Here is a 13952-nt window from a genome sequence, read left to right on the forward strand (position 1 = left end):
GGCAAGGTATCGGTGTGAGCGCTGCACTTGCAACTTGTTTCGGTGGCAACTAGCACGCTGCGATGATTGCTGAAGTCGAACCGTTCCACGCCATCGCCGTCTCCCGCCTCGCGCATGACATGGAGGCTGCTGGGGCGAGCGTGATCCACATGGAGTTCGGGCAGCCTTCCACCGGGGCACCCGCCAAGGCCATCGCGCTGGCGCACGAGGTGCTCGACAGCGAGGCGATGGGGTACTGGGAAAGCGTGCCGTTGAAGGAGCGGATCGCGCGCAGTTATGCCGATGCTTATGGCGTGAGCGTGGAGCGGGAGCAGGTGATCCTGACTTGCGGGGCATCGCCTGCGTTCGTCATGGCGCTGTCGTGCCTGTTCCGGCCGGGCGCGCGGATCGCTTTGGCGCGGCCGGGCTACGTGGCCTACCGGAATTCCTTGAAAGCGATGTACCTCGAACCGGTCGAGATGGAATGCGGTCCGGACGAGCGTTTTCAGGTGACGGCGGCTGCGGTCGATGCGCTCGACCCCGTGCCCGAAGGGTTGATCGTGGCGAGTCCGGCCAATCCGACCGGCACGATCATCGCGCCCGAGGAACTGGCGGCGATTGCCGAAGTGTGCCGCCGCAGGGGCATCAAGGTCATCTCGGACGAGATCTACCATGGGCTGAGCTATGGCGCGAAGGCGGCATCAATGCTGGAGCATCTGCCCGATGCGGTGATCGTCAATTCGTTCTCGAAGTATTTCAGCATGGCGGGCTGGCGGCTGGGCTGGCTGGTCGTGCCGCCTGCGCTGATTGATGCGGCGCGGGCGCGGATGGGCAGCCTGTTCCTGACGCCGCCGGTGCTGGCGCAGAAGGCGGGGCTGATGGCCTTCGAATGCCGCGACGAGCTGGATGGGCATGTCGAGACTTATGCGCGCAACCGGGCGATCCTGCTGGAGGCGCTGCCGAAGATGGGTTTGGGCCGCATCGCGCCGCCCGATGGCGCGTTCTACATCTATGCCGATGCCAGCGAATTCACCGACGACAGTCTGGCGCTGTGCGAGGCCTTGCTGCGCGATACCGGCGTGGCGACCGCGCCGGGGTTGGACTTCGATCCCGTGAACGGCAAGCGCTTTATCCGCTTCAGCTTTGCGGTCTCGACACCGCTGGTGGAGGAAGCGGTGCGGCGGATCGGGCCGTGGTTTGCTGCACGGCGCAGTGTCAGTCCGGCACAAGAACCATCTTGAGCGCGCCTGCCTCACGGGCTTCGAACAGGCGGTAGGCCTCAGCGCCCTGTGATAGCGGCAGGCGGTGGCTGATGTAGCGTTCTGGCTTAAGGCGACCCGAGGCGACGAGCGGGAACAGTGCGGGCAGTTCCTCCGGGACCGAACAGGTGCCGATGCGGAAGGTGAGGCCACCGGCGAAGGCGCGCTCGAGCGGGAAGGGGAAGCGGCGCGATTGCTGGACGCCGATGACCGAGACCGTACCGCGCACGCGGACGAGGCGCAGGGCCATGTCCACGGTGGCATCAGATCCGACGACTTCGACGACGCAGTCGAGCCGGCGGCCGTGGGTGTCTTCCTTGATGCGAGATGCCGCTTCGTCAGGGTGGAGCGCGATTGCACCAAGGCTTGCCGCGATGGCGCGGCGTTCGGGCACGGGGTCGATCGCGTAGACCACATGCGCGCCCATCACGAAGGCGCTTTCCACCGCCATCAGCCCTATGGGGCCGAGGCCGATCACGCCGACCGACGATCCGGGCCGGATGTCTGCCTGCCTTGCGCCGAACCACGCGGTGGCAAGGGCGTCGGTCATCATCAGGGCCTGATCGCTGGAGACGCCTTCGGGGATCGGCACCGCGTTCATATCGGCCGCTGGAACGCGAACGGCTTCGGCCTGTGAGCCTTGCAGCTTGGCGGAGAGGCCGTAGCAGCCGAAGGCGTTGTTCTCGCAGGTGTTTACCACGCCTGACAGGCACGAACGGCAGGCACCGCAACCGACGGCTGCCGGGATCATGACTTTCTGGCCGACCTTCAGGCGATGGACGGCGCGGCCAACTTCGACGACTTCGCCGACAGCTTCGTGACCGACGCAGAAGCCGATGTCCTCGGAGAAGCCGTGGCCGTGGTAGATGTGGAGGTCCGAGCCGCAGATCGAGCAGGCATCGACCTTGACGATGGCATCCCGGTCCGACTGTGGGGTCGGATCGCCCATGCTTTCATGACGGATGTCGCGTGTGCCGTAGTAGCGAAGGGCCTTCACAGGGTGAGCCCTCCGTCGACGACAAGCGTGTGGCCGGTGACGTATGAGGCCAGCGGCGAGGCAAGAAAGATAGCCGCCCCGGCCATGTCTTCGGGCGTGCCCATGCGCCCTTGGGGAATGCGGGCCACGGCGCCGGCGAGGCGTTCCGGATTGGCGGTTGTGACCTTGGTCAGCTTGGTGTCGACAAGGCCGGGAGCGAGGCCGTTCACGCGGATGCCCTCGGCGGCGAAGGCTTGACCCAGCGTCTTCGTCAGACTTACCGCGCCTGCCTTGGATGCAGCATATGCGGGGTTGCCGATGTTCGCCTTGAAGCCCGAGACCGAACTGACGATGACGATGGAGCCTTTGCGCTCGGCGAGCTGCGGGCGGAACTTCATTGCACAATGCATGACGCTGTCGAGGTTGACGGCCATGACCTTGTCCCAGCCTTCACGGGCAAACTCCCCGCGCTTGTAGACGACGGTGCCCTGGCAGAGGATCAGGGCATCAAGTGTGGCAAAAGGGCTGGGTGCAGCCACGATCGCATCGGGATCGCCGACATCGACACAAGTGTAGCCAAGGCCGGAAAGGTGTGAGCCTTCTGCCGGATCGTAGTCGGCCGCAGTCGTGCGCGTGCCCCAGACGTGGACGTTGGCACCGCGCTGGCGGAATGCGTGGGCCACGCCGTTGCCTATGCCGCTGGAGCCGCCGACGACCAGCACGTGCTTTCCGGTGAAGTCGGTATCGTCGATCATCGCTCTTCCTTTTGGGTCGCATTGCCGCGACTCCTCCTGCAAGCTTAGCGGCCTTGTCCGAATGCAAAAGGCCCCCGCCATCAGATGAGAGCGAGGGCCTTTGCTGCCGTGGTCCGCTCTACCTCAGAACGAGGCGCGGACGCGGATGCCGTAAGTGCGGGGTGCGCCTGGATAGGCGTTCTGGTCGCCCGTCTGGAGCGGGGTCGGGAAGGACTGGGTGAACCAGGTCTTGTCGAACAGGTTCTGCACCCAGCCTTCGACCAGCAAGCCGGTCTTGGGCAGCTTGAAGCCGAGGTTGGCGTTGACCAACGTGACCGGGCCCTGTTCGGCAGTGGTCGCGGTGCTGATCAGCTGGCGGCTCTGGTACTGCGCCTGCACGCGGGCGAGGATGTTGAGGTTGTCGTTGATCGGCTGATCGAGGTTCAGCGTCGCGTTGCCCGAAAACTTGGGGCTGAAACGGAAGCGCGAGTCCGACAGGACCGGGTCGATCGTGGTGTCCTTGCCATACTTTGCATGCGGGATCCAGGTGCCGTCCAGGCCCAGGGTCAGGCTGTCGGAGAGCTGGAACATGTTCTCGATTTCAAGGCCATAGTCCTTGGCGGACTTGGCGTTGAGCACGGTGAAGCGCAGACCGATGAACTGCGCGATCTGGAGATCGGACAGGTCGTAGTAGAAGAAGGCGATGTTGGTGCGCGCGCGGCCATCCAGGTACTGGAACTTTCCGCCGACCTCGAAGGCGTTGACCTTTTCGGGCTTGTAGCGCGGATTGAGCGGGGCCTGGGCAGGAGCATTGCCGAAAAACGCTGCGCGGATCGGAGCAGGCAGGGCGTTGTAGGCGGTAGCGTTGTTGATCAGCGTTCCGGCCGCGTTGACGTCCATGTTGACGCCGCCTGCCTTGAAGCCACGGTTATAGGTGGCATAGAGCATGACGTCGTCGGTCGGGCGGTACTGCAGGCCGAGCGTGCCCGAGAGCGCCTTGTTGGTCGTGGTCGCATCGTAGGCGGGCGACGGGGCGATGCCGAGCAGGGTGAATACGTCGGTCGGCACCGGGCGATAGAAGGCGTTGTTGAAGAAGCCGCGCTTCTTTTCGACCGAGTAGCGCAGACCCGCGATCACGTTGACCTTGCTCGTTACCGCGAAGTCGAGGTGGGCAAAGCCGGCGTAGGACTTGGCCGTGCCGCCCATGCGCTCCGTCGTCCACGTCCCGGGTGCGGCGAAGGCCGTGCCAGGGGGCACGCCGAGGCTGGCGAAGATCGCGTCCCAGTAGAATTGCGCCTGATTGGCCCAAGGCAGGCTGCGGCCCATCTTGAGCTTTTCATCCGAGAAGAACAGGCCGAAAACTGCCTCGGCGTTGAGCGCAGGAATCTTGGTGTTGTAGGTCAGTTCCTGCGAGATGAAGCGGCTCGAGAAGCTTTCGTTGTAGCGGAAGATATCGGCGCCCGAGAAATCGGGGTCGAGATCGCGCTGGTCGACGGTGAATTTGCGCACCGAGGTAACGGACTTGAGCGTGCCTTCGCCAATCTGGGCATCGACGAGCAAGGTGCCGCCGTAGTCCTCGATCTCCTGCATGCCATTGCCGTTAAGGGTCTGCTCGAACTTCGACGGGTCATTCGAGGGCAGCTTGCGACCGGTCGGGGTCATTGACGAAGCGGGGATCAGGCCTGCCAGAACGCCGAGGAACTGCTGGCTGCTGGCCGGCTGATAGAGCGTGAGCAGATTGATGATCGGCTGGGTCGGGCCGTCGATGAACGGTGAGGTCGCGTAGCAGCAGTTGCCCTGGCTGTGCGAATAGTCGCCGATCACGCGGACGGTGAGGTTCTCGTTCGGCTCGAACAGGAGCTGGGCCTTGACCGCGCGGGTCTTGTTGTCGTTGAGCGTGCGGCCGGTCGTGCTGTCGGTAAAGAATCCGTCAGCGGTGGAGGCGAGGCCTGCGATGCGGAAGGCGACCTTGTCGGACAAGGGCACATTGATCGCACCGCGCGCAATGAGCGTATCGTAGTTGCCGTAGGTAACTTCGACGGCGCCGTTCACATCGTTCAGCGAAGGCGAGGCGGAGCTGAGCAGCAGCGCGCCGGCGGTGGTGTTCTTGCCGAACAGCGTGCCCTGCGGGCCGCGCAGGACCTGAAGATTGTCGATATCCAGGAAGTTCTGCAGCGCTGCGGCAGCGCGGGTGCGATAGACGCCATCGATGAACACGCCCACCGAGCCCTCGAAGGAGCGGCTGTTACCCGTGGTGCCGAGGCCGCGGATGACGAGGTTTGCGCTCGACGTGGCGATGTTGGTCACGCGGAAGCTGATCGAAGGGCTGATCGCCTGGATGTTCGAGACGTTCTCGACACGGGCCTGTGCCAGCGTTTCGGCATTGGCGGCCGTGATCGCGATCGGCACGTCCTGCAGATTTTCGGTGCGGCGTTGTGCAGTCACGATGATTTCGGCAAGACCCGGACCAGCCTGCTCGTCGGCCTGCGCCTGCTGGGCGAGGGCGAGCGAGGGAGCAAGCGCTCCGACCAGAACGGCGCCAGCTGCGGCGCTCCGCAAGAACATTGCTTTCATGCATACCTCCCATGCCGCGTGGTTGGCGGCTGTTTCGATGACCGGAGCCGCCTTTTTGGCAGCCTGCCTGATTGATGACCTGACGTCCGGCGCTGGACACGAAGCAGGTGTGAAGGCATTGTGCGTTTAATCGCTTAATTGATCTTGACGGATTGCGGCACAGTGTTGTCAAATCACCTCATGATGGAATCAGAAAATGGTCTCGCGCATGCCAGTGCCATGCGTCAGTTCATCCAGTTTGCCGAAGTTTCCGGGTTGGACCTCAGGGGGCTGTGCCCGCCAGACGTCTACGCCTTTGTCGAGCAGGCGAAGGAAGCGGAGTGGCTGCCGGCCAGCGCCCATGTCGACGTGCTGCAGTCTGCTGCCATATCGTCTGGCCGGGCCGATCTCGGGGTGGCCTTTTCGATGTGGTGCAACGTGCGGGGGTTCGGTCCGATCAGCCTGCTGTGGGACCACTGCACAACGCTGGACGAGGCCAGCCGGATTACCCAGCGCTACATGCATCTCGAAAGCGCCGCGATGCGATCAAGCACTGACATCACCGGGCACGAGGCTGCCTTGCGGCATGTGCTGATGGTGCCTGCACGCTTTGGTGGCTCGCAATTCCTGCAGGCAACTCTGACCCTGCAATTGCGCATCGTACGGATGTTGCTGGGCGAGGAATGGACGCCGATCCGGCTGGAACTGGATCATCCGGCACCGCCGAGCATCCGTTACCACCAGGCGGTATTCCGCTGCCCGATCGAGTTCGGGTCGGACCGTTGCGCGCTGGTGTTCCGCAAGTCGGACCTCCATCGCCCGTCGCCGCGCGCTAACCCGAACATGGTCCGCTACCTAGAGAAGCAGCTCGCGCAGGCCGACAGTCTCTGGCCGGGGGATCTCGTCCAGCAGGTACGCTATTTCATCGCTGCCAACCTGACCGAGCGCAAGGCGAGCCTGCCGCACGTCGCGGCGCTGGCCGGTCTTTCGCCACAAAGCCTGCAGCGGCGTCTGGCCGAGCGAGGAACGACCTTTGCCGCAATTCTCGAACAGGTCCGAAAGCAAACGGCGGACGAGTATTTCCGGACGGCGCGCAGACCCAACCTGACCGAGCTGTCTCACCGACTGGGCTATACCGATGCCAGCGCGGCGAGCCGCTTCCTGCGTCAGCACATGTCGACGGGGGCCAGGGCGCTTATGGCCCGCAGTCGCTCGCCAAGGATGGAAAAGGGTGGAGTCCTGTCGGCTTAGGCTTTGAGATTGGACGCAATTTCCCAAAGTCGATCTTCGATGCCCGAGCGCCGCTTGCGGTTGCCGCGCAGCACGGCCAGCTCGGTAAAGACCGAGAGCCCGGCGACCGGGCGATAGACGACGTTGCCGTGATCGCGTGGTCTGAACTGGGCAATCGAGATCGCAGGAATGCGATATTCGCGACAGTAGCGCTCCAGCGCGAAGGCATGGGCTTCTGGGGGCAGGAAGCCGGATGCGCCTGACGCAGACAGCCAGGCAGAAATCGGTTTGTAGAGGCTTCGGCCGTGCAGCGGGGCGAGCATCGCGATCACAGTTCCGGACAGGGCTTCGGCCGGGACGATGTCGAAACGGGCAAGTGCGTGCTCCTGCGGAATGGCAAGGCCGATTGGCTCACGGCTGATGGTGAGGCGTGGTAGGCCATCGGGCATTTCAAGTTCGCCTGCGCTACCAGCGGCCATGTCGGAAAGGTATCGCTCGTGTGGTACCGGGGCAGCGACGACCATGGCGAGATCCACGGTGTCGCGGATGAGGCCCTCGCAGAGCGAATGCGCGAAGTCGTTATCGACGCGCAAGGCGATGTCGGGAAGTTCGCGCGCGATCGCCGAGAGCAGCGCGCCGTGCTGAGGCAATTCGAAGGTGTAGATCGGAGCGCCGAGCACGATGCGACGGTCAGGCCGTTCGCGCCATGCGGCGAGGTGGGCCGAGAAGGCATCGGCCTGGGCAAGGAACGTCCGCGCCTGCTCGAGCAAGGACTGGCCCACTGGCGAGAGCCTGACTGCGCGGGTGGTGCGTTCGAACAGGCGCTGGCCGACCTGCTCTTCCAGTTTGCGGATCTGTGCCGAGAGACTGGGCTGGGTAAGATTCATCCGCTGTGCCGCACGCCCGAAGCTGAGCTCCTGCGCAAGCGCGATGAAACAGCGGATCGCCTTGATGTCCACCTCGGTCTGCATGACGCATATATATTCGAGATATCTATAAATCGAAAGGTTAAATCGATTGGACGGCGCAAACTCACACGCATAGCTTCGGCTGAAAGGGAATGAGAGGATGACTATGCAGGTGCCAGACAGCACACCGGTGATCGTCGGGGTGGGCCAGTTCGTCGAGCGGATTGATGCCGATGACTATGCTGGTTTGTCCTTTGCGGACCTCGCTGCACGCGCCGCCGCTGCGGCTTTGTCAGATACCGGGGCCGCAGCCGCTGTCGCGCGCATCGTCGGCGCAGTCGGCTCGATCCGCACTTTCGAAGAGTCTGGCGCAATGCAGGTTCCGTTCGGGCGGGCCGACAAGATGCCGCTGGCAGTGGCGCGGCGGTTGGGAATCATGCCGCGGGTGGCCATCCTCGAAAAGGTCGGCGGGCAATCTCCACTCGCGCTGCTGGCCGATCTCGGCAACCGTATCGCTGCAGGCGAGACGGCGGCGGCATTGCTGTTTGGCAGCGAGGCAATTTCAACCCTGCGCCATCTCATGAGCCGGGGCGAAAACCGCGACTGGGCAGAGCACGACGATGCAGCCGGCGTCGAATGGATCGACAAGGGCATGGGCTTCGAGGGGACGCTATCTGCTGCCAGCATCGCCCATGGCATTCGCGCGCCGGTAACCGCCTATGCCCTGTGCGAGAACGCCCGGCGCTTTCGCCTTGGATCGTCGCGCGAGGCCTATGCTTTGGAAATGGGCCGCCTGTTCGCCCCTTTCACCGAAGTTGCGGCGAAAAACCCGTATAGTGCCGCTGTCGTAAAGCCGATGGGTCCCGAGGAAATCGCCACTCCTGGCGAACGCAACCGCATGATTGCCGATCCCTATCCGCTCAAGCTGGTATCGCGAGATCAGGTCAATCAGGCAGCGGCGGTCGTGCTGATGTCGGTAAAGGCGGCGCGGGAAGCGGGGGTGAGTGAAGACAAGTGGGTCTATCTCCACGGCGCCGCGCTGGCGAACGAGCGGGAGTTACTCGAGCGCCCCGACATCGGCGGATATCCGGCGGCCAATGCGGCGATCGCCTCGGCGCTGGCACGTGCAGGGCGGGGCGTCGACGAGATCGCGGCGTTCGATTTCTATTCCTGCTTTCCGGTGCCGGTGTTCAACGCCGCGATCGACGGGCTCGGCCTTGCCGCCGATGATGCGCGAGGGCTGACGGTGACGGGCGGGCTTCCCTATTTCGGCGGGGCCGGAAACAACTATTCGATGCACGCCTTTGCCAGCATGGCTGAGCGATTGCGCGCGCATCCCGGCAACTACGGGTTCGTCGGGCTGAACGGCGGCTTCCAGTCCAAGTACGGCGCTGCGGTGCTTTCGAGCGTGCCGCGTCCATGGCCTTCGTGCGAAACGGCGTCGGTGCAGGGATCGCTGGATGCCGTGCCAGCTGCGGTCATGGCCGAGCAGCAGGCCGGCACCGGTCGCATCACGACCTACACGGTGACCTACGCAAAGGGCACTCCGGATCAGGGCATTGTGATCGGCGATCATGCCCAAGGCGGGCGCTTTATCGCCGCAACCCGCGATGCCGCCACGATTGCCGCCATGCTCGAAACGGATCCGCTGGGCCGTGACGTTATGATCGAGCAGGGCGAGAAGCGCGCCGAGTTCCGCTTTGCCTGATGGAGACCGAAGCATGACCGGCAATCCCGTGCTGCTCGAAAGCATTCGTGTGGTCGACCTGACGACAGTGGTGTTCGGACCTTATGCCACGCAGATACTCGCCGATCTTGGCGCCGAAGTGATCAAGGTCGAGGCACCGGGGATTGGCGATGCCTTCCGCTGGTCGGCCAGAGCGGCCGTGACGCCGGGCATGGCCCCGGCCTGGATGGCGCTCAACCGGGGCAAGAAGTCGGTTGCGCTCGACCTGAAACAGGAGGCGGACCGGAGGGTCATGCTCGACCTGCTGCGCGAGGCGGATGTGTTCGTGGTCAACGTGCGCGGCAAGGCGCTGGAGCGGGTCGGTCTCGACTACGAGACGCTGCGCGCAATCAATCCCGGCCTCATCTATGTCCATTGCGTCGGCTTCGGTCAGGACGGGCCCTATGCCGACCTGCAGGCCTACGATGACGTGATCCAGGCGGCCACCGGGACGGCGACGCTGCTTCCGCGTGTCGATGGCGATCCGCGCCCGCGCTATCTGCCATCGCTGATCGCGGACAAGGTGGCGGGCTTGCACGCTGCCTATGCCGCCATGGCCGCCATCGTCCACAAGCAGCGAACGGGCGAGGGGCAGCGGGTGGAAGTGCCGATGTTCGAGGTGTTTTCAAGCTTCATGCTGCTCGAGCATCTGGGCGGACTGACTTTCGATCCGCCGAACGCCCCCGTCGGCTATGCCCGCCAGATCGATCCGCATCGCCAGCCTTTCCCCACGGCAGATGGCTGGATCAGCATCGTTGCCTATACCGACGATTCGTGGGCGCGGATTTTCACGCTGCTCGACCAGCCGGACTTTCTGGATCAGGAACACCTGTCCAACCCGCAGTTGCGGATCAAGGCGCAGGCCGAACTGTATCAGGCCATTGCCCGCTTCACGCCCGCACTGGCCACCGCCGAAATCCTTTCCCGCTGCCATGCGGTGCAGATCCCGGCGCAGGCCGTGCGCGATCTCGGCGAGGTCATGGATGACCCGCACTTGACTGCAGTCGACTTCTTCCGTCGCCGCGAACATCCCGTCGAAGGCGCTTATTTCGAGCAGGCGGCTCCAGTGAAGTTTGCGGTTTCTGCAGATGGTAAACCGAACCTGCCGCCTCCGCTGATCGATCAGGACGGCAAAGCGGTGCGCACCCACGGTTGGCAAGCGTTTGATCTTCCGAAAGATGGTTAATGCAAGCCAATGTTTCTATTAGGGAAATTACCGATTAATTCGAGATAAATCCCGAATGAAAACCCACTCAAGGTAAGACTCTGGAAACTCTCCGACCCGCTTCTGGCTCTCTCGCTTCGCAGCATAAGGCAGTTCGGTCGCAATGTCGGGGTTTCTTACCAGGCTACATCGCAGCACGAGCGGCAGCGTTTTGCCGATCGCTGCCGCGAGCGTTCCGGTCATCATCGCCCTGATCGGCGGCGGGCTAGACATCAACCGTGTGTACAAGGCGCGCAACCGGCTGCAGTCGGCCTGCGACGCGGGCACTCTTGCAGGTCGCCGGGCGATCACCACCAATGGCTACGACGCCACCGCGCGGGGTCAGGCCTCGGCCTATTTCAACACCAATTTCGTCCAGGCCGATCTTGGCGCGACGAACACGACCTTCACGACGTCTTCGACGAACAACGGCAATCTGATCACCGGCACGGCGCAGACCACGGTGCAGACGGTCGTGATGAACCTGCTCGGGGTCGACAGCATTCCCGTGAGCGTTTCGTGCAGCGCGACGATGGGGGTGGGCAACAGCGATATCACGATGGTGCTCGACACCACCGGATCGATGGGCAACACCTTGTCCGGCACGTCGCAGACGCGCATTCAGGCCCTGCGCGTGGCGATGAAGAACTTCTACGATACCGTAGCCACGGCCACGCAAGGTTCAAACGCACGCATCCGGTATTCGTTCGTGCCCTACAGTTCCTCGGTCAACGTCGGACGACTGATCTACAACCTCAATCCGGCCTATCTTGCCGATACCTGGCCGATCCAGTCGCGCGAGCCGGTGTTCAACACGATTACCGAGCGCGTGTTCACGGGCTGGTCCGCGCCGGTCAATACCAGTGAACAGACCTATTCGACCGAGACGATCGGCAACACCACGCAGCACAGTTCGACCAACTACTCCTCGCAAGCGAACTGCAACGCTGCGCGGCCAGCTGACTTGCCTTGGGCAAACAACGGCAATCCGACAACCGGGACCACGACCACGACCAACGGTTCCGGACAGCAGGTCGTTACCACTACCACGACCCAGCCGCAGCGCATGACGACGTACATCTGCCAGCGGCAAAACAACAACCGCTGGCGCGTCTTTCTCTACAACACGACGCGCGACTTCATCACACGCAACTATGCGACGTCTGATCCGATCTACGAGACCCGCACCCGGCAGGAGTTCGCGAGCTGGGCCTACAAGGAGGTCAATGTCGACACTAGCGTCTACAAGACCTTCGCGGATGTCAGCAAGCCGAACGGGTCCAGCGGTGCCGCAGCCAGCTATACATGGGGCGGCTGCATCGAGGAGCGCGAGAGCGACGCGACTGGTAGCATCAGCTACTCGGGCGTTACGGGCATGTCTCCTTCGACCGCGCTCGATCTCGACGTCGATCTGGCGCCGAGTGATGACCCGGACACGAAATGGGGGCCGATGTGGCCCGAGCTGGCGTACTACCGGACCGTGACGAATTGGCAGGGCACGTTCCTGACCAATGCCGTGCAGACCTCGCAGGGCACGCGTGCCTCGTCGTATTGCCCCTATCAGGCGCAACTGCTGTCGACGATGAACCAGTCGGCATTCTATTCCTACGCCGATGCCCTGGCGGCCTCGGGATCGACCTATCACGATATCGGGATGCTCTGGGGCCTTCGCCTCAGCTCTCCCGAAGGACCGTGGGCGAGCACGGTGAACGTGCTGCCGACCAACGGCGGCAAGGTCTCGCGCCACATCATCTTCATGACCGACGGCCAGATGGAGCCGAGCATCTCGATCCAGTCGAGCTACGGGATCGAATGGCACGACCGGCGCGTGACAGACGATGGCCAGACCGATCAGGCTGCCCGACACACCCTGCGCTTCCGCGCCCTTTGCGATAATGCCAAGGACAAGGGCTTTCGCATCTGGGTCATTGCATTCGCTTCCAGCCTTACCACGGATCTCAGCTATTGCGCTTCGAGCAATAGCTCCTTCCTCGCGACGAATGCCACGCAGCTGAACAGCGCATTCCAGGAAATCGCCAAGAACGTGGGCGAACTGCGGGTGTACCAATGACACGTCACCAGCAACTGGTTCGCGACAGGAACGGCGTGACAACGGTCGAATTTGCCATGGTCATGCCGGTATTCCTGCTCGCACTGGTCGGATGCCTCGATCTCGGCCAGATGGTCTATGCGATCGGCGTGCTTGACGGGGCGGTGGAAAAGGCTGCGCGCGATTCCACTCTGGAGACTGGCAACACGGCCAACGCTGATGCAGCAGTCATTAGCGCGGTAGAGAAGATTCTGCCGGGCGCGCGGATCAGTTCCACGCGCAAGAGCTATTTCGACTTCGCCCACGCCAACAAGGGCGAGCCACTGAACGACCGCAACGGTGATGGCCTGTGCTCGACCGGCGAGGGTTACACCGACGAGAACGGCAACGGCTCGTGGGACGACGATCTCGGTCGCACTGGCAATGGCGGAGCGAACGACGTCATCGTCTATACCGTCACCGTGCGGTATGATCCGGTCTTTGCGATCCCGCTCCTCCCGTTGGACTGGAGCGAACGGGAGATTTCCTCGACTGCGGTCAAGCGCAACCAGCCTTATGCCCTGCAGGAAGGCAGCTACGGATCGACGGCACGCGTATGCTGAAAGCTGCGCTTCCCTTCGTCCGCAACCTTGCGCGCCGCCTGCTGCACAACACGTCGGGCGTGTCGGTGATCGAGTTCGCGATCGTCACGCCTTTCATCCTCTCGATCGCGCTCTACGGCATCGAGGTTGCCTACATGAATGCTGTCGACATGAAGCTCAGCGAGATTGCCCTGTCGCTGGCAGACAACGCCTCACGCATTGGCCAGACCGACAACAGCGTGGTCACGCCGACGGTCAGCGAGGCAGACATCAACGAGGTCATGCGTGGGGCGCAGGAGCAGGCGGCGGGGCTGGAATTCGCTACGCGCGGCAAGATTATCCTCACCAGCCTCGAACGCGACAGCGCCACGGGCAAGCAGCACATCCGCTGGCAGCGCTGCTACGGACGCCTCGCGCGGCAGTCCGCCTATGGCGACGCTTCCACGCGCAACGGGCTGACCGGCACGCCTCTTGCCGGCATGGGCAGCGGCACGACCAAGATCACGGCTGCGGCCAACAGCGCGGTCATGTTCGTCGAGGTCTACTACCAGTACGAAGGACTTCTCGGGACGACGTTTGTGAGCAATCCGGTGATGCGCAAGGAGGGCGCGTTCCTGATCCGCGACAACCGCAATCTTACCCCGGGCGTGACGGGAACGGGCGGAACCTATCCCTGCACCTGAGCATGCGGTCTTGCGCGCGATCAATTCACGCGGGGGCTGCGAAGGTGTAGTCTGTCCAGTGCATCCCGG

At 63.3% G+C, this 13952-nt stretch carries 11 protein-coding genes; 7 read left to right on the plus strand and 4 right to left on the minus strand.

Annotated features, from left to right (window positions below; genetic code table 11):
* Positions 1-62: 62 nt before the first annotated feature.
* Entirely contained in the window at positions 63-1220 is a 1158-nt protein-coding gene (locus ACZ1JX_RS03345) for an aminotransferase class I/II-fold pyridoxal phosphate-dependent enzyme (RefSeq protein WP_465125375.1), read from the plus strand.
* Here ACZ1JX_RS03345 and ACZ1JX_RS03350 read toward each other — a convergent pair.
* The 3 genes from ACZ1JX_RS03350 to ACZ1JX_RS03360 form a co-directional block, all read right to left on the minus strand.
* A complete protein-coding gene (locus ACZ1JX_RS03350) occupies positions 1195-2235 on the minus strand; it encodes an alcohol dehydrogenase family protein (protein WP_465125376.1) in 1041 nt (346 codons plus the stop codon). The genes ACZ1JX_RS03345 and ACZ1JX_RS03350 overlap by 26 nt on opposite strands.
* Positions 2232-2969 (minus strand): SDR family NAD(P)-dependent oxidoreductase, encoded by a 738-nt coding sequence (locus tag ACZ1JX_RS03355; protein ID WP_465125377.1) that lies wholly within the window; start codon positions 2967-2969, stop codon positions 2232-2234. Before ACZ1JX_RS03355 ends, ACZ1JX_RS03350 begins: the two co-directional genes overlap by 4 nt.
* Positions 2970-3092: 123 nt before the next feature.
* Positions 3093-5522 carry a TonB-dependent receptor gene (locus ACZ1JX_RS03360; protein WP_465125378.1) on the minus strand — a complete coding sequence of 810 codons (2430 nt, stop codon included), beginning with the start codon at positions 5520-5522 and terminating at the stop codon, positions 3093-3095.
* Between the two features lie 219 nt (positions 5523-5741).
* Here ACZ1JX_RS03360 and ACZ1JX_RS03365 point away from each other — a divergent pair, with 219 nt between their 5' ends.
* Positions 5742-6752: an AraC family transcriptional regulator gene (locus ACZ1JX_RS03365; RefSeq protein ID WP_465125379.1), complete on the plus strand. Its 1011-nt coding sequence runs from the start codon at positions 5742-5744 to the stop codon at positions 6750-6752.
* Here ACZ1JX_RS03365 and ACZ1JX_RS03370 read toward each other — a convergent pair.
* Positions 6749-7702 (minus strand): LysR family transcriptional regulator, encoded by a 954-nt coding sequence (locus ACZ1JX_RS03370; RefSeq protein ID WP_465125380.1) that lies wholly within the window; start codon positions 7700-7702, stop codon positions 6749-6751. The genes ACZ1JX_RS03365 and ACZ1JX_RS03370 overlap by 4 nt on opposite strands.
* A 97-nt stretch (positions 7703-7799) precedes the next feature.
* On the opposite strand from ACZ1JX_RS03370, the gene ACZ1JX_RS03375 reads away from it, so the two are divergent.
* The 5 genes from ACZ1JX_RS03375 to ACZ1JX_RS03395 all read left to right on the plus strand — a co-directional run bounded on the left by ACZ1JX_RS03375 (position 7800) and on the right by ACZ1JX_RS03395 (position 13883).
* On the plus strand, positions 7800-9347 hold the full coding sequence (locus tag ACZ1JX_RS03375) for an acetyl-CoA acetyltransferase (protein ID WP_465125381.1): 1548 nt from the start codon (positions 7800-7802) through the stop codon (positions 9345-9347).
* Between the two features lie 13 nt (positions 9348-9360).
* Positions 9361-10551, plus strand: a complete 1191-nt coding sequence (locus ACZ1JX_RS03380; RefSeq protein WP_465125382.1) for a CaiB/BaiF CoA transferase family protein — start codon at positions 9361-9363, stop codon at positions 10549-10551.
* Positions 10552-10693: 142 nt separating this feature from the next.
* Positions 10694-12640: a TadE/TadG family type IV pilus assembly protein gene (locus ACZ1JX_RS03385; protein ID WP_465125383.1), complete on the plus strand. Its 1947-nt coding sequence runs from the start codon at positions 10694-10696 to the stop codon at positions 12638-12640.
* Positions 12637-13221: a TadE/TadG family type IV pilus assembly protein gene (locus tag ACZ1JX_RS03390; protein ID WP_465125384.1), complete on the plus strand. Its 585-nt coding sequence runs from the start codon at positions 12637-12639 to the stop codon at positions 13219-13221. Before ACZ1JX_RS03385 ends, ACZ1JX_RS03390 begins: the two co-directional genes overlap by 4 nt.
* On the plus strand, positions 13215-13883 hold the full coding sequence (locus ACZ1JX_RS03395; protein WP_465125385.1) for a TadE/TadG family type IV pilus assembly protein: 669 nt from the start codon (positions 13215-13217) through the stop codon (positions 13881-13883). The genes ACZ1JX_RS03390 and ACZ1JX_RS03395 overlap by 7 nt, the downstream gene beginning before the upstream one ends.
* The last annotated feature ends 69 nt before the right edge of the window (positions 13884-13952 follow it).

Source organism: Novosphingobium sp. BL-A-41-Hi4A-0G, assembly GCF_055521735.1.

Excerpts from the sequence above, each read along its gene's own strand:
- ACZ1JX_RS03365 (WP_465125379.1), top strand. The coding sequence starts at position 5,742 with ATGCGTCAGTTCATCCAGTTTGCCGAAGTTTCCGGGTTGGACCTCAGG.
- ACZ1JX_RS03360 (WP_465125378.1), bottom strand. The coding sequence starts at position 5,522 with ATGAAAGCAATGTTCTTGCGGAGCGCCGCAGCTGGCGCCGTTCTGGTC.
- ACZ1JX_RS03390 (WP_465125384.1), top strand. The coding sequence starts at position 12,637 with ATGACACGTCACCAGCAACTGGTTCGCGACAGGAACGGCGTGACAACG.
- ACZ1JX_RS03375 (WP_465125381.1), top strand. The coding sequence starts at position 7,800 with ATGACTATGCAGGTGCCAGACAGCACACCGGTGATCGTCGGGGTGGGC.
- ACZ1JX_RS03385 (WP_465125383.1), top strand. The coding sequence starts at position 10,694 with ATGTCGGGGTTTCTTACCAGGCTACATCGCAGCACGAGCGGCAGCGTT.
- ACZ1JX_RS03370 (WP_465125380.1), bottom strand. The coding sequence starts at position 7,702 with ATGCAGACCGAGGTGGACATCAAGGCGATCCGCTGTTTCATCGCGCTT.
- ACZ1JX_RS03395 (WP_465125385.1), top strand. The coding sequence starts at position 13,215 with ATGCTGAAAGCTGCGCTTCCCTTCGTCCGCAACCTTGCGCGCCGCCTG.
- ACZ1JX_RS03355 (WP_465125377.1), bottom strand. The coding sequence starts at position 2,969 with ATGATCGACGATACCGACTTCACCGGAAAGCACGTGCTGGTCGTCGGC.
- ACZ1JX_RS03380 (WP_465125382.1), top strand. The coding sequence starts at position 9,361 with ATGACCGGCAATCCCGTGCTGCTCGAAAGCATTCGTGTGGTCGACCTG.
- ACZ1JX_RS03345 (WP_465125375.1), top strand. The coding sequence starts at position 63 with ATGATTGCTGAAGTCGAACCGTTCCACGCCATCGCCGTCTCCCGCCTC.